Genomic DNA, 22239 nt, shown 5'->3' on the forward strand with positions numbered 1-22239 from the left:
TTTCCTCCCTCTTAAATCAGTCCTGAGAATCCACAAAAGGCAATGGCCATTAATCCTGCGGTAACCAATACAATTGGCATTCCCCGAAAGTTGAAAGGAACTTCTGACTCATTAATTTTCTCACGAATACCCGCAAGTAAAACGATAGAAAGTGCAAAGCCACATGATGTACCTACACCGTAAATAATACTCTGTGCGAAATTGTATTCCTTAGCAACATTGTCAAGAGCCACACCAAGTACAGCACAATTCGTTGTGATCAGTGGAAGGTACACACCTAAAGATTCATACAGACTATGCATATTCTTTTTCATAAACATTTCTACAAATTGTACAAGTGCTGCGATTAAAAGAATAAATACAATCGTTTGCATATATTCAAGGTGCGTAGGAATCAATACCAATTTATAAATACGATCAGCCAAAATAGAAGACAGCGTAATGACAAAGACAACGGCAATTCCCATTCCAGAGGCTGTTTCTACCTTCTTTGAAACACCAAGGAAGGGGCATAGTCCTAGGAAACGGCTCAATACAACATTGCTGACGAGTATGGAACTAATGAGCAATAAAATAAGATCTCTCATCGTTTATTCTCCCTTCTTTACTTGTGCTGCCTTGGCAGCAGCCTCTTTTTTCTTTTCTGCTTCTTTAGCCACTTCTTCAGCTAAAGTAATGTGATTTTCTACACTGCTTGCCCCATGACAATGCAAGCAATCGCCACCACAAGAAAGTTCAGAACGGACAACAGAACCATTGGTTGCACTTGGCATCTTTAATTTATTTTGCAATGCAGAGAGCACAGCTAATACAAAGAATGCACCAGGTGCAAGGACAAAGATGGAAATTCTAAAGTCCTGTGGGATAATTTCAAATCCTAAGATGGCACCTGCTCCAATTAGCTCACGAACAAAGGCAATACAGCTAAGAGAAATCGTAAATCCAAGTCCCATACCAAGTCCATCAAAAAAGCTTGGAATAGCAGGATTCTTTGATGCGTAGGACTCCGCGCGTCCAAGAATAATACAGTTGACAACAATCAAAGGAATATAAATGCCCAGCGAAGTGTAAAGTGCTGGAAAGTATCCTTGCATTAAGAGCTGTACAACCGTTACTAAAGATGCAACAATAACAATAAATGCTGGAATTCTCACTCTGTCGGGAATGATATTTCTCATTGCACCAATAATCATATTGGAAAACATCAATACGGCGGTTGTCGAAAGTCCCATACCTAAGGCATTGATAACGGATGTTGTAACAGCAAGTGTTGGACACATTCCCAACATCAATACAAAAGTAGGGTTTTCTTTGATGATACCATTGTATAATCGTTCAGTATTTCTATTCATTTTTCTCCCCCTTACTTTCCTACATAGTTATTGGCAAAGAATAATGCAGCATTGACCGCGTTAGTGACGGCCTTTGAGGTAATGGTCGAACCACTAATGGCATCAATTTCATTGTCTTGCTTCTTTCCAGTTTTTGTGACAACAAATGCATCAACTTTTTTGCCATTGTATTGTTGGTTAAATTTTGGTTCTTTGGCACGCATACCAAGACCTGGTGTCTCTGCAAGAGTTAAAAATGCAATGCTATTTACTGTGCCATCCTTTGTAATTCCAACAGAAATCTTGACATCTCCACCATAGCCATCCTTTGATGTGGATGTCACTACACTACCAACAACATTTCCTGATGCATCCACTGCATCGACGACTTCATTGATCAAAACTTTTCCAAAACCTTTATTGGCAAGTTCTGTATTAGCTTGTTCAATGGCAGCAGTTTCGCTCTCATTTTCCTTGAAACTTTCTGCATCGGCAAAAACCTTTTTGTATGCTTCTTGTTTTGCCTTTTCCATTGCGATGGCAATGGGTTCTGCTGTGATTTGATAGACAGCACCCAATAAAACACCAGAAATCAGTGTAATCATAAATAGGGTAAAAGCATCCTTCATAAATCCTGATTTTTTCATTTATTTGCCCTCCCTTCCAAATGCCTTCGGAATGGTTGCTTTCTCAATCAAAGGTGCGACAATGTTGCCAAGAATAATGGCATAAGAAACACCTTCTGCGTTTGCACCAAAGAGACGGAAAATTCCTGTTAAAATACCAATAAAAATTCCATAAAGAATTTGTCCATTTGGCGTAATTGGTGTTGTTGTGTAATCTGTAGCCATAAAGAAAGCACCAAAAATTAATCCACCACCTAAAATATGAAATAAAACAAAAGAAGGGTCATGTTCTCCAAACACGAACACAAATACTGCAACAGTCAAAATATAAGCGATTGGTGTTCGCAGGTTAATTACTCTTCGGATCAACAAATAAGCCACACCAATTAAAAGGGCAATGACAGATACTTCACCAATTGTTCCAGGAATATGTCCAATGAACAAGTCAGCGAAAGAATAGCTTTCCTTGATGGTAGCCATCGTGTTTCCTGTCGCTCTTGCTGCACGAAGAGCTGCAAGAGGAGTTGCTCCTGTAATGGCATCAAAGCCTAATCTCTTTGAAGTAAAATTGGTCATTTTACCAGCAAAGGAAATCAACAGAAAACATCTTGCGGCGAGTGCAGGGTTCATCCAGTTAAATCCGATGCCACCATAGAGTTGCTTTACAACAATAATGGCAAAAACACCACCGAGCATTGGAATCCATACAGGAATCTCTGGTGGCATATTAAGTGCCAAAATCATACCTGTGACCACGGCAGACAAATCTCCAATGGTCTGCTCTTTTTTCATTCCTCTTTGAAATAAATACTCTGCTGCAACACAAGCAAATACAGTTCCAACGAGAATAATCAATGCGGAAATACCAAATTGATAGATACCAAAGACGCTCGCTGGGAGCATCGCAATAATGACATCGAGCATAATCCCTCTGGTTGATGAATTATCACGCACATGGGAAGATGCTGATACATTGTATAAATTTTCCATTTACTTTCCCTCCCCTGCAGCGGCCTTTTCCTTTGCTGCCTGTGCAGCCTTTCTTCGATTTGCTGCAACAATTGCTCTCATAAATTTAAATCCTTGAGTCAATGGTCTTTTTGCTGGGCAGACATAAGTGCAGGAACCGCACTCCATACATTCCATACCATTTAGTTTTTCAAAAGCCTCTGCATCATTTGCGATTGCTGTCTCCATCATCAACTGTGGCACTAGATTGCTCGGGCACACCTTGACACAACGACCACATCGTATACATGCCGTTGTCTTTGATTGAGCCACCTGATCTTTTAGCATACAAGTGAGTGCTGATGATGTCTTAGCTACAGGAATATCTGTCGTAAATAAAGCTTGTCCCATCATTGGTCCACCAGATACAATTTTTTCTGGTTGTGATTTAAATCCACCTGCGGCAGCAATTAACTCATTGTAGTTTGTGCCAAGTCGCACATTAAAGTTTTGTGGATTTTGAATAGCATCGCCAGTAATCGTAATAATTTTTCGTATCAATGGTGTCTGCTTTGCCACAGCCATATAAATAGAGATGACGGTATCCACATTGTCAACAACACATCCTGCATCTGCTGGCAGCATTGACGAATTAATTTTTCTACCTGTGACAGCCTTGATAATCGATCGCTCTCCACCTTGTGGGTACTTGGTCAACAGTTCACAAACCTCTATTCTTGATTCATTTTTTACCAACTCTTGCAACTTTTTTATTGCTTCTGGCTTATTGTTTTCAACAGCAATAACACCCTTGGCCTTGTCAAATAATTGCAAAATGATTTTTAGGCCACCAACAATTTTTTCTGGCTCCTCAATCATCATGCGGTAATCGCTTGTCAAATATGGCTCGCACTCTGCACCATTGACAATGACATAGTCAATCGCATTTTCATCCTTTGGTGTGAGCTTGACATGTGTTGGAAATCCCGCACCACCAAGTCCGACAATTCCTGCCTCTTTGATAATGTCTCGAATTTCCTGTTTTGATAGCTTGCTTGCGTCTCTATCCTTCCCAAAATTTGGAATGGTTCGGTACTCCCCATCATTTTGAACAATGATGGAATTTACCATACTTCCGTTGGCAACTCTTCGATTTTCAATCTTAGTTACCTTTCCGGACACTGAGCAGATGACATTGGCAGAAATAAATCCCGACGCTTCACCAATTTTTTGACCAACAAGCACTTCGTCTCCCACGGACACCAGCGGTTTTGCTGGTGCGCCAATATGCTGTGCCATTGGATATACGAGCTCACCTTGTGGTAATACTACCTTTACTGGCTTATCCATCGAAAGTTCTTTTCCCTCAAATGGATGGATTCCACCTCTAAATGTCGCTAATTTCATAGCTTTTCCTCTTCCTTTCTTACTTGTTTTTTTGCACAAAAAAGCACTACTTAAGCACAGCGCTCCATTAAATTATACCATTCGATTTTTGGCTTTTCAATGTTTCGCTAACTTAAGTAGTGCATTTTTTCTAAAACATTTTGATATTTTTTTGTCGTTTTAGTGATTTCTTACATTCTCTCTGGTGCCTTCATTCCCAATAAATAAATACTAGACACTAACACATCTTGTGTCAACAAAATAAGTGCTAAATAAGACTTCTTTTTCTCTATATCTTCCTCACTCAAAATTTTCACTTCATGGTAGAAAGTATTGAATGCATTGGCAATCGCATAGACATATTGGCAAATCTTATGTGGTGCCTGCTCTTCCCAAGCACTTTTGATTACTTCTGAAAAACGGGCAAGTTCAAGTTCCAATTTTTTCTCTGATTCCTGATTGGCTTCCCTTAGATCTTCTGGAGATATCATTTCTGTTGTGCTCTGATTTGCATACTTTGCAAGAATGGATTTAATTCGCACAATTGTGTAGAGAATATATGGTCCAGTATTTCCTTCAAAGGAAACAAAGCGGTCAATATCAAAAATATAATCTTTCCCTGCTTGATTGGACAAATCTCCATATTTAATGGCAGCTTGTCCCACAAGTTTTGCAATTTCTCTCGCTTCGACTTCATTGATATCACGATTGTCTAAAATCTTAGTGTAGACGGCATCCTCTACCTCTTTAATTAAATCCTCCAACCGCATCACACCGCCAGCTCTTGTCTTAAATGGTTTACCATCTTTTCCATTCATCGTTCCAAATCCAATAAAAGTTAGTCTGCGATCTTTAGGAACAATCCCTGCCTTTTTGGCTACTCTAAAGAACTGAGTGTAATGTAAATCCTGACGCTTGTCTGCCACATAAATATAGGCATCCGGTTGATATAATTTTTCTCTCTCCACAAGTGTAGCTAAATCTGATGTAGCATATAGTGCAGCTCCATCAGATTTTCGAATAATACAAGGTGGTAATTCCTTGCTATCTCCCTCTTCAGCAATATCAACGACCAAAGCACCTTCCGATTCATAGGCAATTTTTCGATTTTCCATATCTTCAATCATTGTTGGGATGTATGGTTGAACATCGGATTCTCCTTTCCACAAATCAAAGGAAACATCAAGATTATCATAATTTTTTTTCAAATCAACCTTTGAAATCGCAAGAATATGTTTCCAAATCGCACGATATGGTGCATACCCACTTTGTAACTTTAAAGTGGCCTGTTGTGCTTTCTCCTTAAATTCTGGGTCTTCTTTGGATTTTTTTGATGCTGTTGGATAAATTTCTTCCAACTCTGCAATCGTAAAAGGTGCCTCTTCTGGGTACTCTCCAGTAAAGTCGGGATCAAAATAGCAAAGATTTGGTTGTCTTTCTTTGAGTTCCTCAATAATTAAACCCATTTGTAGACCCCAATCTCCAAGATGTACATCACCAATAACTTCATGTCCCATAAAGAGCCCAATGCGCTTGATGCTTTCTCCAATAATAGCAGATCTTAAATGTCCAATATGCAATGGCTTTGCGACATTCGCCCCCCCAAAGTCCACAATAATTTTTTGTTTTTCTGGCAATTCCAATCCAAATTTTTTATTTTTTGCCATGGCTTTGATTTGGTTGAGTAAGAAGCTCTTGCTCACCTTGATATTAATAAAGCCTGGCATCACAGCCTCTATGCTCTCGAATATCTTTTCTCCTTCTAGTTTTTTTGCCACTTCTTCTGCAATATCCATTGGTCTTTTCTTATAAATTTTAGCCGCAACCATTGCTCCATTGCACTGAAATTCGCATAAATCCGGGCGATTTGAAATTCCCGTTTTTCCATATACTCTATCATATTGACAGTGATAAAAAGCATCACTCACTGTGTCATTGATTTGTTCTAATAATGTTTTCATTCTTCCTCCATAAGAAAAAGGCGGTCAATTGACCGCCTCCCATCGTTTTTGATTAAACTCTTGAGAGATACTCACCTGTACGGGTATCAATCTTGATTACATCGCCTTGATTGACAAATAATGGGACATATACTGTTGCTCCTGTCTCTACTACTGCTGGCTTTGTTGCACCCTGTGCTGTATTTCCTGCAAATCCTGGCTCTGTGTCTGTAATCTCAAGCTCAACAAAGAGTGGTGGCTCAACGGAGAATACATTGCCGTTGAAAGAGCATACCTTACACATATCATTTTCTTTTACAAACTTCAATGCGTCGCCGACCTTATCTGCATTTAATGCAATCTGCTCATAATTTTCTGTATCCATGAAGTTGTACATCTCGCCATCGGAATACAGATATTGCATTTCTCGTCTGTCAATTCTAGCTGCTGGGAACTTCTCTGTTGGACGGAATGTTCTCTCCACAACACTACCTGTGATGACATTCTTAATTTTTGTGCGGACAAAAGCTGCACCCTTTCCTGGCTTTACATGCTGAAATTCGACAATTTGAAATACCTGTCCCTCTTCTATCTCTAAAGTAAGACCATTTTTGAAATCACCTGCTGAAATCATTGAGTTTCCTCCTAAAAATCGTATTATTACAGTATTTTATAACAAAACCTACGCTTTATCAAGTTCTTTTTTTATATAATCGCAGGCAAGCAAATAGCCATTCAACCCAAGACCAGCAATTTGTCCATCACATTCTGGGGCTGTCACTGAGGTGTGACGAAATTGCTCTCTCTTATGAATATTAGAAATATGTACCTCGACTTTTGGACAATACAATGGCTGCAGAGCATCCCGAATCGCATAAGAATAATGGGTAAATGCCCCCGGATTAATCACCACACCATCAACCTTTTTTTGATAAGCTTCCTGCAACTTATCAATAATTGCTCCCTCATAATTACTTTGAAATAATTCAATTTCAAAGCCCTCATCTTCTGCTTTTTTTCTGAGCAGATTCTCTAGATAGGCAAAATTTTGACTGCCATATTGCTTTTCATCTCGTATTCCCAAAAAATTTAAATTTGGTCCATTTACTACTAAAATTTTCATCGTCACTCTTCCTTATTCATACGCTGATTTAGAATCTTTTGCAATGTTTCCATCGCTCTTTCCTTGGTTTCTTTGCTCAATATTTTTCCTGTCCACCATTGCCAAGAAATCGCCCCCTGGTATACTAGCATTCCTAACCCATTGCAGACCTTTTTTCCCTTCAATTTAAAATTTTTTATAAATGTGGTCTCTTCAGGGATATAGACAATATCAACACCTACATCACATTTTTCAAAAAATTGAGGATTTGATACAATACAATCTTCGCTATTTGGGTACATTCCTACGCTCGTTGCTTGAATTGCAAGATAACCTCTGTGTGGAAGATATTGATTTATCTTTTCTTCCACATCCCCCAAGGTGCACACCGCAATCGAAAATTCTGGAAAATAGGATAAAAGTTCTGTCTTTAACATTTCTGCCGCCAATCCGCTTCGATTGACAATGGTCAAAGATTTCGCTCCTTCCTGACAAGCCAAATAAGCAGCCGCCTTGGCGGCCCCCACCTGCTCCAAGTAACACAACATCTTGATTTTGTAAAGAAATGCCCTCCATTTCAAGTAGCATCAGTAGCCCCGGAAGATCAGAATTTTTTCCAATATATCCTCCATTTGCTCTCACTAAAGTGTTGACAGCACCAATTCGCCTTGCCTCCTCGTCGATATCAATAAGATATTTCATTACATCCTGCTTATATGGAATGGTGACATTCATTCCGTGAATTCCCAAAGAATAGGCACCCAAGATTGCTGTCTTTAGATCTTCTTTCACCTGCAATGGCACATAGATAATGTCCTCCCCCATTTCCCGATTAAAACAGTCATGCAATGCAATTGACATACTATGTCCAATCGGATTGGCAATCAAGCCGCATACCTTTGCTTTTGCCGTAAACATTTACCCTCTCTTTCTATACTGATGAAGAATCCACTTTTCTGGAATTCGCTTCAATACAATCTGTATTTCTTCTTTTTTATTAATTGGTTGAACTAAAATGGAATAAATTCCCAGGCGTCTTGCTCCCCAAATATCTGTAAAAATTTGATCGCCCACCATCAAAGTCTCTTTCTTTTTTATGCCCATTTTCTCTATACCAGCCAAATATCCCCTTTTTCTCGGTTTTTTTGCATCACATACATAGTACGAATTTACCTCTTTTGCAAAAGGCAAAATTCTAGGAGCCTTATTATTCGAAACCAGACAAGTAGTAAACCCAATCGTTCTTAAATTTTCAAAGAAGTGAATAACCGATGCCGTAGCTGGTGCTCCATGTTCTGTCAATGTGTTATCAATATCAAATAAAACTCCACGATATCCCATGTGATAGAGTTTTTTAAAGTCAATATCATAGATGGAATCGGAAAGAGCATCAGGAAAAAATTGTTCTAACATTCTTCCTCCCTCTTTGATAACTTTCCAATCTCCTCCATAAAAGTTCCCACATCTTCAAATTCACGATACACCGAGGCAAATCGAACATAGGCAACTTCATCCACTCCTTTTAATGTTTCCAGCACAATTTCGCCAATGTCCCTTGTTGAAATTTCCTTGCTCCCCAAAGAATAAATTTGTGTCTCAATATCTTCCATCATCTTTTGCATTTGCTGATTTGTCACTGGACGCTTGTGACAACTGCGCAATAGCCCCGCCTCAATCTTATCTCGATCATATTCTTCTCTAGATTGATCCTTTTTAATCACCAATAGGGGTATGGTCTCAATTTTTTCAAATGTTGTAAAACGACGCTTACACTTTTCACATGCTCTCCTTCGCCTTATTGTAGAATTGTCTTCTGAGGCCCTTGTATCTACTACTTTTGTGTCGCCCCCACAAAATGGACATTTCATACTTAAATCCTTTCATCATCCTAAATTCTGCTCTCATTGTGTATATTGTAACATATCTTTGCCCAAAATACTATAAAAGTACGACAAAAGGAGCTGCTGTCTTAGCAACTCCCCTTGTGTTTCTACTTAGATATAAAACATCGACTGATCAAAATCTCTATATTCTATATAAACTTTCGTCAGATCTTCTAATGTCACATTTTTTAGAACTTCATCCAGATGCTGATTAATCTGATCAATCACCAAACTTTGAATTGCCATTGAAGCCGGCAGCCCAGAAGTCTGTGCACTCTCTGGCTCAATCTTATACTCTCCATCCAAAGCAATAAGAATATCTGAAACTTTGATTTCTGATGCAGGGCGATTGAGTTTATATCCCCCTTGTGCTCCCTTAACACCAAGCACAATCCCTGCTCTTCTTAAGGATGCAAACACCTGCTCAAGATATTGCTGTGAGATATTATTGTCTGATGCGAGTGTAGCCAAAACGACATACTCCTGTGAAGTCCTCGTTGATAAATCCACTAAAGCTCTCAATCCATACCTACATTTATTTGAAAGTTTCATCTTCTTCTCGCCTCCAAATTACTGAACTGCCTTAAATGCCTCATCAAGATCTTGAATGATATCGTCAATATTCTCTGTACCAATAGAAAGACGAATTGTATTTGGCTTAATTCCCTGATCCAACAGCTCCTCCTCTGTACACTGAGAATGTGTTGTTGTTGCTGGGTGAATAACCAATGACTTTACATCCGCTACATTAGCTAAAAGTGAAAATAGCTCTAAGTTGTCAATAAAGTCCATTGCCTTTTTTGCGTCCCCCTTGATCTCAAAGGTAAAGATTGAACCTCCACCATTTGGGAAATATTTTTTGTAGAGCTCCTTCTGACTTTCGTCATCGGTCACTGCTGGGTGATGAACTTTTTCCACCTGTGGATGATTCTTTAAATACTCCACTACCTTTTTCGCATTCTCTGAATGACGCTCTACACGAAGAGAGAGTGTCTCCAATCCCTGCAAGAAGATAAAGGCGTGGAATGGAGAAAGGCAGGCCCCTGTATCTCTCAAAAGGAGTGCTCGAATTTTGGTAACAAACGCTGCCTTTCCTGCAGCCTTTGTAAAGCTCACACCATGATAACTTGGATTTGGCTCCGTTAGAGAAGGAAACTTTCCTGAAGCTTCCCAATCAAATTTACCTCCATCTACAATCACACCACCGATTGCTGTGCCATGTCCACCAATAAACTTTGTTGCTGAATGAACAACAATATCTGCACCATGCTCAATTGGACGAACAAGAAATGGTGTTGCAAAAGTATTGTCAACGATCAATGGAATATTGTGCTTATGTGCAATCTTTGCCACAGCTTCAATATCTACAACCTCTGAATTTGGATTACCCAGTGTCTCAATCAATACAGCCTTTGTATTCTCATCAATGGCATCTTCAATCTCCTTTTCATTGAAGATATCAACAAATTTTGTTGTCACACTGTAATCTGGCAATGTATGCTGCAAGAGGTTAAATGACCCTCCATAAATATTCTTTGCCGATACAACATTGTCTCCGGCCTTTGTGATGTTTTGGATGGCATAAGTAATTGCTGCTGCTCCAGAAGCGACAGCAAGTGCTGCCACACCGCCCTCAAGAGCTGCTATTCTCTGCTCAAAGACATCATTGGTTGGATTGGTCAAACGACCATAAATATTTCCTGCATCTTTTAAGGCAAAGCGATCCGCTGCATGCTGTGAATTATGAAATACAAATGATGTACTCGCATAAATTGGCACAGCCCTTGCATCTGTCACTGTGTCTGCATGCTCTTGTCCAACATGCAACTGTAATGTTTCAAATTTAAAATTTCTATCTTTTCTCTCAATCTTCTTTCCCATGATCATTTACCCTTTTCCTTTAATCTATTATGCCTCTGTGAAAAGAGGTGTCGAATAGTAACGATCTCCAGAATCTGGAAGTAAAGCTACAATCGTCTTTCCCTTGTTTTCAGGACGCTTTGCAAGTACAATCGCTGCACTCAGTGCTGCTCCAGAAGAAATACCGGTTAAAAGTCCTTCTTTTCTTGTCAATAACTTACTATACTCAAAGGCATCCTCATTGCTCACCTTAATAATCTCATCATACACCTTCGTATTTAATGTATCTGGAACAAATCCAGCACCAATACCTTGAATCTTGTGTGGTCCAGTCTTTCCCTCTGAAAGAACTGGTGAACCTTCTGGCTCCACAGCAATAACCTTTACGCTAGGTTTCTGCTCCTTTAAGTATTCGCCAGTACCTGTGATTGTTCCGCCTGTTCCAATACCTGAAATAAAGAAATCAACTTCACCATCTGTGTCCTTCCAAATCTCTGGTCCTGTTGTTGCCTTGTGAACTGCTGGGTTGGCTGGGTTTGAAAACTGTGATGGAACAAAACTGTCTGGAATGTCCTTTGCAAGTTCATCTGCCTTTGCAATCGCACCCTTCATTCCCTTTGCTCCCTCAGTGAGCACAATTTCCGCACCATAGGCCTTTAAGATATTTCTTCTCTCCACACTCATCGTTTCTGGCATTGTAAGAATTACCTTATAGCCCTTTGCAGCACCGATAGCGGCAAGTCCAATTCCCGTGTTTCCTGATGTTGGCTCAATAATAGTTGCCCCTGGCTTTAACTTTCCAGTCTTTTCAGCCTCTTCAATCATTGCCAAGCCAATTCTATCCTTAACACTTCCTGCTGGGTTAAAGTATTCAAGCTTTACTAAAACCCTTGCCTCCAATCCTAATTCCTTTTCAATATTTGTAACTTCTACAAGAGGAGTATTTCCTACAAGCTCTGCATTACTTTTATATATACGACTCATTGTTTTACCAACCTTTCCTACTCTTTTAATATGTTTTATGTTGGTAGTATATTCCTTTTTTTCCTATATGTCAAGTATGTTTTTTATTTTTCTTTGATATATTTTCTCAATTTAGTATACTAGTAGTTTAATCAATTGAGCGAAGCTTCTCGCTTCGCCCAACAATCCACTATTTCTAACCATATTGCTCAATTAACTTCCTCGACAAATGAACCTCTCTATCTCGATGTTCATTCATTTTCTTCACTGCAAATGCAAAATCCCTACTTTGCAACACTTCGATCATCTCTGCATTTTCCCTCAACAAATATTCTGTAATGTGGGTATGGGCAATCTCAAAATGCCGATATCTCTCAAGGTGCAGCAGATTATCTCCCACAATATCCATTACCCGTTGTCTCTTGGCCTTTTCCATAATCTTTCGATGAAACTCCCTATGCAATCGCATAAATTCTGGATAACTTCCCCCTTCCTGTGCAAATATTTTCTGTTGAGACAATTGCGCCTCCAACTCACCAATCATCACTTTTTGTTCCTGCTCGCTGAGATTCCAAAGAATATCGTTGACGGCTTCTTTTTCAATAGCTGATTGCAAAAATAGCAAATCTTCAATATAATTTGCGTCAATCTTTGAAACATAGCTTCCCCTCTGCGGCAATATATCAATAAATCCCATCTGACGCAACCGCCCAAATGCACTTCGAATTACTGACCGAGAAACTTGAAAGTCTCTCCCCATTTTGTTTTCACTAATGAGCATCCCTGGCTCAAGTAGAAGATGGACAATGTCTTCCAATACCTTGTCAAAGACATCTTCGCCTGTATAAACTTTTGGAGACTTACTTATCATTTTCCTTCCTCCTTCAAATCATTTGCATTTCTGTAACTTGTATTCTTGTATTTCTATTGCTTCTGTCATCATTATGCCACAACTATCCTTTGAAAACAATAAAAAATAGAGGCTGCAAAAAAAATTGCAACCTCTATCTACTCTTCTATTCTATATTTTATTCTGCCTTTCCAGAGAGATATGCATCGATACCTCTTGCACCAGCTTTTCCAGCCTCCATTGCAAGAATAACCGTTGCAGCACCTGTAACTGCATCGCCACCAGCATATACACCATCGCGACTTGTCTGTCCATTATCTTCCTGTGCAACAATACATCTCCTCTTGTTGATATCCAATCCCTTTGTTGTATTGGATATTAATGGGTTTGGTGATGTACCAAGGGACATAATGACTGTGTCGCAATCAATAACATACTCGCTACCCTCGATTGGAACAGGTCTTCTTCTTCCAGATGCATCTGGCTCGCCAAGCTCCATCTTAATGACCTTCATTCCCTGTACCCATCCCTTTTCATCTTCAAGGATTTCTACTGGATTCGTCAAAAGATCAAAGATAACGCCCTCTTCCTTTGCATGGTGAACTTCCTCCACACGAGCTGGCAACTCAGCTTCACTTCTTCTATAGACAATATGAACTTCTGCGCCAAGACGAAGAGCCGTTCTTGCTGCATCCATAGCTACATTACCACCGCCAACAACACAAACTTTCTTTCCTCGTGAAATTGGTGTCCTATATCCGTCCTTAAAGGCCTTCATCAAGTTATTTCTTGTAAGGAACTCATTCGCTGAGAACACACCATTTGCATTTTCGCCTGGGATTCCCATAAATTGTGGAAGTCCAGCACCTGATCCAATAAATACTGCATCAAATCCCTCTTCCTCAAATAGCTCATCAATGGTCAATGTCTTTCCAATAATAACATCTGTCTCAATTTTTACACCAAGCTTCTTTACATTCTCTACCTCTGGATGTACAACTCCATCCTTTGGAAGACGAAACTCTGGAATACCATAAATGAGCACACCACCTGGCTCGTGAAGTGCCTCAAAAATTGTACAATCATAGCCCATCTTGGCCAAATCTCCTGCACAAGTAAGACCTGCAGGACCTGAACCAATGATGGCAACCTTCTTATTCTTCTTTTCTGCAGTTACCTTTGGAACAATACCATTTTCTCTTGCCCAGTCAGCAACAAATCGCTCAAGTTTTCCAATAGAAACTGCCTCGCCCTTGATACCACGAATACATACACCCTCACATTGGGTCTCTTGTGGACAAACACGACCACAAACTGCTGGAAGTGCACTAGACTGTGCAATAATTTCTGATGCCTTTGCGAAATCCCCTTGAACAACCTCATGAATAAATCCTGGAATATTAATTGAAACAGGACAACCAACAACACATTTTGCATTCTTGCAATTTAGGCATCTTGTTGCCTCAGCCTGTGCCTCTTCCTGTGTATATCCAAGGCAAACCTCTTTAAAGTTTGTTGCTCTTACCTTTGGCTCCTGCTCAGCTACAGGAACTTTTTTCATTTTATTCACTTCGATCATTATTTGTCACCTCCACAATTACCGCAACCACCGTGATGTGTTTCTCCTTCAAGAAGGGCAAGCATTGCTCTTCCCTCTGCAGTCTTATATGTCTGCTGACGCTTCATTGCCTCATCAAAATTGATCAGATGTCCATCAAACTCAGGACCATCTACACAGGCAAACTTCACCTCATCACCAACAGTCAATCGACAAGCACCACACATTCCTGTACCATCGACCATAATTGGGTTCATACTTGCAATCGTTGGAATACCCAGTTCCTTGGTAAGCATACAAACAAATTTCATCATAATCATCGGTCCAATAACTACGCAGGCATCATACTTTCTTCCCTGATTATTTACGAGATCTTTAATTCCCTCTGTAACCATACCCTTGTGTTCATAAGAACCGTCATCTGTCATCACATAAAGTTCTTTTGCCACTGCACGCATCTCATCTTCAAGAATCAATAGATCCTTGTTTTTTGCACCCATAATGGCATCTGCTGGAATTCCGTGCTCTTTCAACCACTTCAACTGTGGGTATACAGGAGCTGTACCAACACCTCCAGCCACAAACAGAAGGTTTTTATTTTTGAGCGTTTCAAAATCTTCTGTAATTAACTCGCTAGGATTTCCAAGTGGTCCAACAATATCCATAAAGGCATCTCCCTCATTGAGCTCTGCCATTCTTGTTGTCTCAGCACCGACCTCCTGAAATACAATCGTCACAATTCCCTTTTCTCTATCGTAATCGCAAACGGTGAGTGGAATTCTCTCTCCCTCATTGTCAATCTTGACAATTAAGAATTCTCCTGGCAAACACTTTTTTGCGATACGCTTAGCTTCAATATCCATCAAGATAATCTTTTCAGCTAATTTTCTTTTTTTTACGATTGAAAACATATCTGCACATCTCCCTTACTTTTTTATATAAAGCAATGGCTATTATAACATAATATTTAATTTTTCATCAAGGCTTTTTATTGAAATTTTACATACTTCGACCTGACATATAGCTTAAATGTATAAGTCAAGTCAAAGTATGTCTCCTCGTCCGATTCCGCCATTATCTTCCAATCTGGCAGGGCATCTAAGTTTTCCATACGAGCATCCGCAACATAAGTAAAATCAATTGCGGTGATATGAGCCACCTGCACATAGGGCAAAAACTCGCTATAGATGCTTTCTCCACCAATAACAAAAATATCTTCATCACAAATTTGATGTTCTCTCAACCAATGAAGACATTCCTCTAAACTATGGACAACAACCGCTCCCTTGACTCGATAGTTCCTATTCCTTGACAGCACAATATTTGTTCTGCCATAGAGTGGCTGTCCACCAGGAAGGGACTCCAATGTCTTTCTTCCCATAATAATTACCCTGCCCATCGTCTCTTCGCGAAAAAGTTGCTTATCCTTTGGAATCGAAACAAGGAGTTTGCCATGATGTCCAATTCCCCATTGCCTATCTACTGCTGCAATTAAATTCATTATTCTTCACCAAAATGCTTTTTCAATGCATTAAAGGTTTCCTCACTGATATAATGTTCCACTCGACAAGCGTCTTCAACTGCAGTGTCTTCACTGACACCAATTTTTTGAAAAATTTTACTCAAGACATGATGTCGATCCAGTGTTCTCTGTGCAATTCTTTCTCCGGAAGGAGTTAAATGAATGTGACCATCTGCATCTACCTCAACAAAGCCATTTTCTCTGAACTTTTTCATCTGTTCTGATACTGTTGGCTTTGAGTATCCCATTTCTCTAGCCACATCTACAGAACGCACTACGCCCAATTTATTCTTCAGTGAAAGAATTGTCTCTAAATACATTTCTGCCGCTTCTTGTATAACCATTTTTCTCCTCCATATATACAAGATGCCACAGCAAAACTCACACTGTGGCATCTACTTAGCTTCTCCTAATTTTTTGTTTCTGCTAAATCAGACGCCCTCAAAGAAAGATCAATTCTTCCTTTTGCTGTATCCACTTTAACAACCTTTACCGTAACCTCATCTCCAATATTGACAACATCTTCAACCTTATTGACACGCTGATCGGAAAGCTTGGAAATATGAATCATTCCATCTTTATTTGGTGTCAATTCAACAAACGCACCAAATTCAAGGATTCGGACAACTTTTCCTGTCATCACCATTCCTGCCTCGATTTCTGTCACAATATTCTTGATCATCCGAATTGCTCGGTCGATCATTTCCTTATCTGTGCCACAGACAGAAACATTGCCCTCTTCACTGATGTCAATCTTTACACCAGTTTCTTCAATAATCTTATTGATGACCTTACCCTGCTTTCCAACAACGTCACCAATCTTTGCTGGATCAATTGTGATTTGTTCAATCTTTGGTGCAAATTCACTCAGCTGTGCTCTCGGTGTATCAATACAAGGCTTCATACAATTCTCCATAATAAAGTCTCTTGCCTCATGACATCTAGAAATAGCACCCTCCACAATGTCTCTAGTGAGACCATGAATCTTAATATCCATCTGGATGGCAGTAATTCCTGTATCTGTTCCTGTCACCTTAAAATCCATATCGCCAAAGAAATCTTCAAGTCCTTGAATATCGGTAAGCAATACATATTCATCATCGCTCTCTCCTGTGACTAATCCACAGGAAATACCAGCAACCATCTTTTTAATTGGAACTCCTGCCGCCATCAAGGACATACAGGATGCACAGGTTGAAGCCATAGAGGTCGAACCATTAGATTCAAATGTCTCTGACACTGTACGAATCGCATATGGAAACTCCTCCTCAGACGGAAGCACTGGAATAAGGGCTCTTTCTGCCAATGCACCATGTCCAATTTCTCTTCTTCCTGGTCCTCTGCTTGGCTTTGTCTCTCCTACAGAGTACGAAGGGAAATTATATTGATGCATATATCGCTTTGTCGTCTCTTCCATATTCAACCCATCGACTTTTTGTGCCTCTGAAAGTGGTGCAAGCGTAGTGACATTACAAATCTGTGTTTGACCACGGGTAAACATTGCTGAGCCATGCACACGAGGAATAATATCTACCTCTGCAGCCAATGGACGAATTTGTGACAACTCTCTTCCATCAGGACGCTTGTGATCCTTTAAAATCATCTTTCGAACCGTCTTTTTCTGATATTGATAAATGGCCTCAGGAAGAAGAGTTAACCACTCTTCATTTTCTGCAAACTTCTCGTTCAACTCCTCAGTAATCACTCGAATATTTTCTTCCCTTGTCTGCTTATCATCTGTAAAAACAGCCTCTTCCATCTTTGCTGGCGGTACGACTTCCTTCATTGCCAAAAAGAGATCCTCTGGCACGGCACATGAAGTATAACTATGTTTTGGCTTTCCACACTCGGCAACAATTTTATCGATAAATTGAATAACCTCTTTATTAATGTTATCTGCAATATAGATCGCTTCAATCATCTTTTTATCTGATATTTCATTTGCTCCAGCTTCTATCATAATCACTTTTTCTCTCGTCGAAGCAACGGTCAATTTTAAATCTGACACTGCCATCTGTGCATTATTCGGATTGATGATAAATTCATCATCAATCATTCCCACCTGTGTGGTCGCACAAGGACCATCAAATGGAATATCTGAAATCGCTGTTGCAATGGCAGAGCCAAGCATTGCTGTAAGTTCAGGAGAGCAGTCTGGATCTACAGACATCACCAAATTATTTAGGGTGACATCATTTCTGTAGTCCTTTGGAAAAAGTGGACGCATCGGGCGATCAATAACACGAGAGGTCAATACAGCATTCTCACTTGCCTTTCCCTCTCTCTTATTAAAGCCTCCTGGCATCTTCCCCACAGCATACATCTTCTCCTCATATTCCACAGAAAGTGGGAAAAAATCAATGCCATCCCTTGGCTTATCTGAGGCTGTTGCTGTTGACAATACTGTGGTATCGCCATAGTGCATAAACGCTGCTCCATTGGCCTGTGCAGCTACTCTTCCAATATCTACCGTCAGCATTCTTCCTGCTAACTCCATGCTAAAGCTTTTAAATTCCTTACTCATAATTTCTCCTTGTTTATCTATTCAAAGGATACCGAAACTACTGATACATCACTGATTTTTCAGGAACATATCAGTGGTCTCGGGATTTATCCTTTGTCTTTGCAAAAACAGGGTGGAGAAAACTCCACCCTGCTCCATATCTCTACATTACTTTCTCAAGCCTAACTTCTCGATCAATGCACGGTAGCCCTCAAGATCATTCTTCTTTAGGTACTGAAGAAGTCCTCTTCTCTGACCAACCATCTTCAAAAGCCCTCTTCTTGAGTGATGATCCTTCTTATTTGTGCTCAAGTGCTGGTTCAACTCATTGATTCTCTCTGTAAGAATTGCAATTTGTACCTCTGGTGAACCTGTGTCTCCAGGCTTTCTACCAAAATCTGCAATAATCTGTGCCTTTAATTCCTTTGTAATCATTTCTTTCTCCTTAAAAAATATTATTATACTAACCTCAAACTAAGAAAAAGGTTGGAGTGTCCAGTTCCTAGTCTGGGCGAAAAAATACGAGACTAGGTTATCATAAGATGCATAAATCTGTCAATACCTTTTGAACATTCTCCCTGTCATTTTTCAGTTGTTCCTTAAGTTCATCTAAAGAATAAAACTTTTTCTCTGACCGAATAAATTCCAAAAACTCCACAGTAATCTCTTCGCCATAGGCATCACGATGAAAATTATAGAGCCAAGTTTCTACTCGAATGCGATGATGGGCACCATCTTCTTGTACTGTTGGATTTCTCCCCACATTGGTCATTCCAAAGAAAACTTCCCCTGTTTTTTGCATTTGAACTCTCGAAGCATACACTCCAAGTTTTGGAATTGTCTTTTCCTTTGGAATCACAATATTTAATGTCGGAAACCCAAGAACAGATCCACCAAGGCGATTTCCAATACAAACTCTCCCACTCACACAATAAGGTTTCTTTAAAAGCTGATTAGCTCTCCTCACTTCTCCCTCTTCAATGAGGTGCCGAATGAATGTGGAACTAATCTCCTGTTGCTCTTCATCCATTTCCTTTTTAATAATGTAAACGGCATAGCCGTATTCCTTCGCATAGGTATAAAGAAGCTTAGCATCTCCACTTTTTTTGTAGCCAAACGCACAATCTGGACCTGCTACAATCGCCTTCATCTTCATTTTTTTTATTAAGATTTCTTGAATAAAAGTCAAACCATCGAGCATAGAAATTTCTTTTGTAAAGGGATATTCCACAATATAGTCAATTCCCTCTTGCTCAAGATTTCTTCTTCTCTCCATATTGGTGTAAATCTGCTCCTGCACCTTCCCATTGATCACATCGGCAGGCGGAGTATGAAAGGTAAAGACGGCGGTCTTTAGATTGCCTTCTCTTGCAACCTCCTTCATCTTTTGAAAAATCTTTTGATGCCCACGGTGCTTGCCATCAAACTTTCCAATCGTCACTACCGTTGGCTCATTGATTTCTACATTGCTGTCATTGATGAATTCTACCATTTCAAAACTCCTCACTACCTTATTGCTCTCGAAATAATTTATATGGCTTTAAGCAATTTTCGTCGGCGATATATTCATACACGCCAAAGAAATGCCCTGCCTTGTCTCGCAGGCGAAGCTGTGTCTTGTCTACAAGTCTATCTTTAATTTCCAAAAAATGCAACTTTAATTTATTCCCATTGTCTGCATACTTTTGATATTCTTCCTTGATTACGGCCAATGGTAAATCTATAAAATACTGTTCTGTGTGAATAATATACTTTTCAACTTCATCAGCATCTCTTGCCTTCTCAAGTTGATCCAGTGAAATTGCATTTTCCAATGTAAAACTAGCCACTCTGGTTCTAATTAAACTTTCCATTGTCCCAAGGCATCCCAGTTTTTCTCCAATATCTGCACAGAGCGTGCGAATATAAGTTCCCTTGGAACAATGAACAAGAAAACGCACCCTTGGAAGATTAATTTCTTGAATTTGAATATTAAAAATTTCTACTGGTCGGGCTTTTCGCTCAATTTCAATTCCTGCTCTTGCTAAATCAACAAGCTTTTGTCCATTAACTTTTAATGCTGAGTACATTGGCGGAATTTGCATATATTGGCCAATAAAGCTAGAAATGACCGCCCTTATCTTTTCCTCGTCACATTCTACACTTCTCTCTTCCATTATCTTTCCTGTGATATCTTGGGTATCTGTTGAAACACCAAGCAAAAGCACGGCCTGATATTCCTTACTTTTATCTGTCATCATATCACAAAGTTTTGTGGCACTTCCAAGGCAAACCGGCAATACTCCCTCTGCATCGGGATCCAAAGTGCCCGTATGTCCTATTTTTCTCTGCCTCAAAATGCCTCTCATCTTGGCCACAACATCATGAGAAGTATACCCACGTTCCTTATAAATATTAATGATTCCGTTGATCATCTTGATACGCCTCAAATTGCTTATCGATTAATGCAGAAATATTATTGATGATATCATGTGTCGAACCATTAAACGAGCAACCCGCAGCATGAATATGTCCACCACCACCAAATTGAAATGCAATGGCACTGACATCGACAAATTTATTTGAACGCATACTCACCTTATAGCATTGTGGACCAATTTCATACATAAAAATGGCCACTTCAATTCCCTTAGTATTGCGCAACTGGTCAACAACACCTTCCATATCTTGACTTGTCACACCATAAAAGTCCATCACTTCTCTAGATATGGAAGAAAATACACATTTTCCACTATGGAAAGTTACACTTTCCAGCAAGGCCCGTCCCAAAATTTGATTCTGTACATAAGTCTTTTGATAAAAGCTCTCATCAATAATCTTTCCAAAATCAATGCCTTTCTCCATCAATTCGCCAGCAATCTGCATTGTCTTTTTTGATGTGTTTGAATACTTAAACACACCTGTATCGTGAATAATCCCAGTATAGAGACATTCTGCGATATCTCGATCAATTTTATCTGGCTGTAAAAGACCATAGAGTACCTCACAAGTTGAACTAGCCTGTGCCTCAAGTACCATATCCTTTGTAAAGCCACAATTGGTAATGTGGTGATCCACACAAAAAGAATCTTTTGCCTGATCTAAAATAACTGCCCGTGCTCCAAGTCTTTCTCTATCAGAACAATCTAAAGTAATACAAAGATCCATCTTGACTTCGTCAAAGTGCTCTTCAATAATATCAGAAAACCCCTTTAAGTATTGAAATCTTCCTGGTTTTTCCTCAATATACACTTTCACTTCTATCTGTGGATCATACTTTCTTATGTAATTATATAATCCAAGGCAAGAGCCTATGCAGTCGCCATCTGGGCGAATATGCCCCAGAATAGCAACTGTATTTGCTCCCCCCAATTTTTGCTCTAGAATATTCATCTCCTACTCCTTAGTAGACTCATTTCCCATGACCTCATCAATCAACTTTGACATCTTCATTCCATAGGCCATGGATGTATCCAAAACAAACTTTAATTCTGGTGTGTTTCGCAAATTAATTTTCTCTGCAAGTTCGTGGCGGATAAATCCTGCTGCCTGCTTTAACCCTGCAATTGTCTCCTCTGCCACCTTGTCATCTCCTAAAACACTGATATATGCTGTACAATACTTTAAATCTGGTGTCACCACTGCCTCTGTACAACTTGTCAACTCATGTATTCTAGGATCCTTTAGTCCTTCACGAATAATCTCCGAAAGTGCTCTTTGCACCTCTGCATTAATTCGTGTATTCTTTACACTATTTTTTCTCATTTCTATCGCCTTTCCACTGCGAA

At 39.6% G+C, this 22239-nt stretch carries 26 protein-coding genes; all 26 read right to left on the reverse strand.

What is annotated here, in order from left to right:
- Positions 1–11: 11 nt before the first annotated feature.
- Entirely contained in the window at positions 12–587 is a 576-nt protein-coding gene (gene rsxA, locus J5A74_08705; protein ID QUI95452.1) for an electron transport complex subunit RsxA, read from the reverse strand.
- Between the two features lie 3 nt (positions 588–590).
- Positions 591–1352: an electron transport complex subunit E gene (locus J5A74_08710; GenBank protein ID QUI95453.1), complete on the reverse strand. Its 762-nt coding sequence runs from the start codon at positions 1350–1352 to the stop codon at positions 591–593.
- 11 nt (positions 1353–1363) lie between these two features.
- Complete coding sequence (locus J5A74_08715) at positions 1364–1978, reverse strand: RnfABCDGE type electron transport complex subunit G (GenBank protein ID QUI95454.1); 615 nt, start codon at positions 1976–1978, stop codon at positions 1364–1366.
- Complete coding sequence (locus J5A74_08720) at positions 1979–2947, reverse strand: RnfABCDGE type electron transport complex subunit D (GenBank protein QUI95455.1); 969 nt, start codon at positions 2945–2947, stop codon at positions 1979–1981.
- Complete coding sequence (rsxC, locus tag J5A74_08725; GenBank protein ID QUI95456.1) at positions 2948–4312, reverse strand: electron transport complex subunit RsxC; 1365 nt, start codon at positions 4310–4312, stop codon at positions 2948–2950.
- A 170-nt stretch (positions 4313–4482) separates the two neighbouring features.
- On the reverse strand, positions 4483–6252 hold the full coding sequence (gene argS / locus J5A74_08730; protein ID QUI95457.1) for an arginine--tRNA ligase: 1770 nt from the start codon (positions 6250–6252) through the stop codon (positions 4483–4485).
- A gap of 52 nt (positions 6253–6304) precedes the next feature.
- Positions 6305–6865: an elongation factor P gene (efp, locus tag J5A74_08735; GenBank protein ID QUI95458.1), complete on the reverse strand. Its 561-nt coding sequence runs from the start codon at positions 6863–6865 to the stop codon at positions 6305–6307.
- A 48-nt stretch (positions 6866–6913) separates the two neighbouring features.
- A complete protein-coding gene (gene aroQ, locus J5A74_08740) occupies positions 6914–7354 on the reverse strand; it encodes a type II 3-dehydroquinate dehydratase (protein ID QUI95459.1) in 441 nt (146 codons plus the stop codon).
- A 2-nt stretch (positions 7355–7356) separates the two neighbouring features.
- Positions 7357–7635 carry a hypothetical protein gene (locus J5A74_08745; GenBank protein ID QUI95460.1) on the reverse strand — a complete coding sequence of 93 codons (279 nt, stop codon included), beginning with the start codon at positions 7633–7635 and terminating at the stop codon, positions 7357–7359.
- Complete coding sequence (locus J5A74_08750) at positions 7622–8251, reverse strand: hypothetical protein (protein QUI95461.1); 630 nt, start codon at positions 8249–8251, stop codon at positions 7622–7624. Before J5A74_08750 ends, J5A74_08745 begins: the two co-directional genes overlap by 14 nt.
- Positions 8252–8746 carry a YqeG family HAD IIIA-type phosphatase gene (locus J5A74_08755; GenBank protein QUI95462.1) on the reverse strand — a complete coding sequence of 165 codons (495 nt, stop codon included), beginning with the start codon at positions 8744–8746 and terminating at the stop codon, positions 8252–8254. It abuts the gene before it with no gap.
- Positions 8740–9201 carry a transcriptional regulator NrdR gene (nrdR, locus tag J5A74_08760; protein ID QUI95463.1) on the reverse strand — a complete coding sequence of 154 codons (462 nt, stop codon included), beginning with the start codon at positions 9199–9201 and terminating at the stop codon, positions 8740–8742. Before nrdR ends, J5A74_08755 begins: the two co-directional genes overlap by 7 nt.
- A 126-nt stretch (positions 9202–9327) precedes the next feature.
- On the reverse strand, positions 9328–9768 hold the full coding sequence (locus tag J5A74_08765; GenBank protein QUI95464.1) for an Rrf2 family transcriptional regulator: 441 nt from the start codon (positions 9766–9768) through the stop codon (positions 9328–9330).
- Positions 9769–9786: 18 nt separating this feature from the next.
- Positions 9787–11097, reverse strand: coding sequence for an O-acetylhomoserine aminocarboxypropyltransferase/cysteine synthase (locus tag J5A74_08770; GenBank protein ID QUI95465.1), 1311 nt, complete (start codon positions 11095–11097; stop codon positions 9787–9789).
- A 27-nt stretch (positions 11098–11124) separates the two neighbouring features.
- Entirely contained in the window at positions 11125–12060 is a 936-nt protein-coding gene (gene cysK, locus J5A74_08775) for a cysteine synthase A (protein ID QUI95466.1), read from the reverse strand.
- 175 nt (positions 12061–12235) lie between these two features.
- Positions 12236–12910: a GntR family transcriptional regulator gene (locus tag J5A74_08780; protein QUI95467.1), complete on the reverse strand. Its 675-nt coding sequence runs from the start codon at positions 12908–12910 to the stop codon at positions 12236–12238.
- A 157-nt stretch (positions 12911–13067) separates the two neighbouring features.
- A complete protein-coding gene (gltA, locus tag J5A74_08785) occupies positions 13068–14468 on the reverse strand; it encodes an NADPH-dependent glutamate synthase (protein QUI95468.1) in 1401 nt (466 codons plus the stop codon).
- Positions 14468–15358 carry a sulfide/dihydroorotate dehydrogenase-like FAD/NAD-binding protein gene (locus J5A74_08790; protein ID QUI95469.1) on the reverse strand — a complete coding sequence of 297 codons (891 nt, stop codon included), beginning with the start codon at positions 15356–15358 and terminating at the stop codon, positions 14468–14470. Before J5A74_08790 ends, gltA begins: the two co-directional genes overlap by 1 nt.
- Before the next feature lie 77 nt (positions 15359–15435).
- Positions 15436–15948: a dihydrofolate reductase gene (locus J5A74_08795; protein QUI95470.1), complete on the reverse strand. Its 513-nt coding sequence runs from the start codon at positions 15946–15948 to the stop codon at positions 15436–15438.
- Positions 15948–16313 (reverse strand): metal-dependent transcriptional regulator, encoded by a 366-nt coding sequence (locus J5A74_08800; GenBank protein QUI95471.1) that lies wholly within the window; start codon positions 16311–16313, stop codon positions 15948–15950. Before J5A74_08800 ends, J5A74_08795 begins: the two co-directional genes overlap by 1 nt.
- A gap of 65 nt (positions 16314–16378) precedes the next feature.
- A complete protein-coding gene (locus J5A74_08805) occupies positions 16379–18493 on the reverse strand; it encodes a polyribonucleotide nucleotidyltransferase (GenBank protein ID QUI95472.1) in 2115 nt (704 codons plus the stop codon).
- A gap of 147 nt (positions 18494–18640) precedes the next feature.
- Positions 18641–18907: a 30S ribosomal protein S15 gene (rpsO, locus tag J5A74_08810; protein ID QUI95473.1), complete on the reverse strand. Its 267-nt coding sequence runs from the start codon at positions 18905–18907 to the stop codon at positions 18641–18643.
- Positions 18908–19007: 100 nt separating this feature from the next.
- Positions 19008–19964, reverse strand: a complete 957-nt coding sequence (locus J5A74_08815; protein QUI95474.1) for a bifunctional riboflavin kinase/FAD synthetase — start codon at positions 19962–19964, stop codon at positions 19008–19010.
- Positions 19965–19983: 19 nt separating this feature from the next.
- Positions 19984–20886 carry a tRNA pseudouridine(55) synthase TruB gene (gene truB, locus J5A74_08820; protein QUI95475.1) on the reverse strand — a complete coding sequence of 301 codons (903 nt, stop codon included), beginning with the start codon at positions 20884–20886 and terminating at the stop codon, positions 19984–19986.
- On the reverse strand, positions 20867–21844 hold the full coding sequence (locus J5A74_08825; GenBank protein QUI95476.1) for a bifunctional oligoribonuclease/PAP phosphatase NrnA: 978 nt from the start codon (positions 21842–21844) through the stop codon (positions 20867–20869). Before J5A74_08825 ends, truB begins: the two co-directional genes overlap by 20 nt.
- Positions 21845–21847: 3 nt before the next feature.
- Positions 21848–22216 carry a 30S ribosome-binding factor RbfA gene (gene rbfA / locus J5A74_08830; GenBank protein QUI95477.1) on the reverse strand — a complete coding sequence of 123 codons (369 nt, stop codon included), beginning with the start codon at positions 22214–22216 and terminating at the stop codon, positions 21848–21850.
- Positions 22217–22239 lie beyond the last annotated feature (23 nt).

Source organism: Lachnospiraceae bacterium oral taxon 096, assembly GCA_018141845.1.
GTDB lineage: Bacteria > Bacillota > Clostridia > Lachnospirales > Lachnospiraceae > F0428.

Bases quoted from the DNA above. Each gene is read 5' to 3' on its own strand.
- J5A74_08755 (QUI95462.1), bottom strand. From the start codon at position 8,746: ATGTTAGAACAATTTTTTCCTGATGCTCTTTCCGATTCCATCTATGAT.
- J5A74_08765 (QUI95464.1), bottom strand. From the start codon at position 9,768: ATGAAACTTTCAAATAAATGTAGGTATGGATTGAGAGCTTTAGTGGAT.
- nrdR (QUI95463.1), bottom strand. From the start codon at position 9,201: ATGAAATGTCCATTTTGTGGGGGCGACACAAAAGTAGTAGATACAAGG.
- J5A74_08825 (QUI95476.1), bottom strand. From the start codon at position 21,844: ATGAATATTCTAGAGCAAAAATTGGGGGGAGCAAATACAGTTGCTATT.
- J5A74_08795 (QUI95470.1), bottom strand. From the start codon at position 15,948: ATGAATTTAATTGCAGCAGTAGATAGGCAATGGGGAATTGGACATCAT.
- J5A74_08745 (QUI95460.1), bottom strand. From the start codon at position 7,635: ATGTACCCAAATAGCGAAGATTGTATTGTATCAAATCCTCAATTTTTT.
- rsxA (QUI95452.1), bottom strand. From the start codon at position 587: ATGAGAGATCTTATTTTATTGCTCATTAGTTCCATACTCGTCAGCAAT.
- J5A74_08770 (QUI95465.1), bottom strand. From the start codon at position 11,097: ATGGGAAAGAAGATTGAGAGAAAAGATAGAAATTTTAAATTTGAAACA.
- J5A74_08800 (QUI95471.1), bottom strand. From the start codon at position 16,313: ATGGTTATACAAGAAGCGGCAGAAATGTATTTAGAGACAATTCTTTCA.
- truB (QUI95475.1), bottom strand. From the start codon at position 20,886: ATGATCAACGGAATCATTAATATTTATAAGGAACGTGGGTATACTTCT.
- J5A74_08815 (QUI95474.1), bottom strand. From the start codon at position 19,964: ATGGTAGAATTCATCAATGACAGCAATGTAGAAATCAATGAGCCAACG.
- J5A74_08780 (QUI95467.1), bottom strand. From the start codon at position 12,910: ATGATAAGTAAGTCTCCAAAAGTTTATACAGGCGAAGATGTCTTTGAC.
- J5A74_08715 (QUI95454.1), bottom strand. From the start codon at position 1,978: ATGAAAAAATCAGGATTTATGAAGGATGCTTTTACCCTATTTATGATT.
- J5A74_08805 (QUI95472.1), bottom strand. From the start codon at position 18,493: ATGAGTAAGGAATTTAAAAGCTTTAGCATGGAGTTAGCAGGAAGAATG.
- cysK (QUI95466.1), bottom strand. From the start codon at position 12,060: ATGAGTCGTATATATAAAAGTAATGCAGAGCTTGTAGGAAATACTCCT.
- J5A74_08710 (QUI95453.1), bottom strand. From the start codon at position 1,352: ATGAATAGAAATACTGAACGATTATACAATGGTATCATCAAAGAAAAC.
- rsxC (QUI95456.1), bottom strand. From the start codon at position 4,312: ATGAAATTAGCGACATTTAGAGGTGGAATCCATCCATTTGAGGGAAAA.
- J5A74_08790 (QUI95469.1), bottom strand. From the start codon at position 15,358: ATGTTTTCAATCGTAAAAAAAAGAAAATTAGCTGAAAAGATTATCTTG.
- argS (QUI95457.1), bottom strand. From the start codon at position 6,252: ATGAAAACATTATTAGAACAAATCAATGACACAGTGAGTGATGCTTTT.
- aroQ (QUI95459.1), bottom strand. From the start codon at position 7,354: ATGAAAATTTTAGTAGTAAATGGACCAAATTTAAATTTTTTGGGAATA.
- J5A74_08750 (QUI95461.1), bottom strand. From the start codon at position 8,251: ATGTTTACGGCAAAAGCAAAGGTATGCGGCTTGATTGCCAATCCGATT.
- rbfA (QUI95477.1), bottom strand. From the start codon at position 22,216: ATGAGAAAAAATAGTGTAAAGAATACACGAATTAATGCAGAGGTGCAA.
- gltA (QUI95468.1), bottom strand. From the start codon at position 14,468: ATGATCGAAGTGAATAAAATGAAAAAAGTTCCTGTAGCTGAGCAGGAG.
- efp (QUI95458.1), bottom strand. From the start codon at position 6,865: ATGATTTCAGCAGGTGATTTCAAAAATGGTCTTACTTTAGAGATAGAA.
- rpsO (QUI95473.1), bottom strand. From the start codon at position 18,907: ATGATTACAAAGGAATTAAAGGCACAGATTATTGCAGATTTTGGTAGA.
- J5A74_08720 (QUI95455.1), bottom strand. From the start codon at position 2,947: ATGGAAAATTTATACAATGTATCAGCATCTTCCCATGTGCGTGATAAT.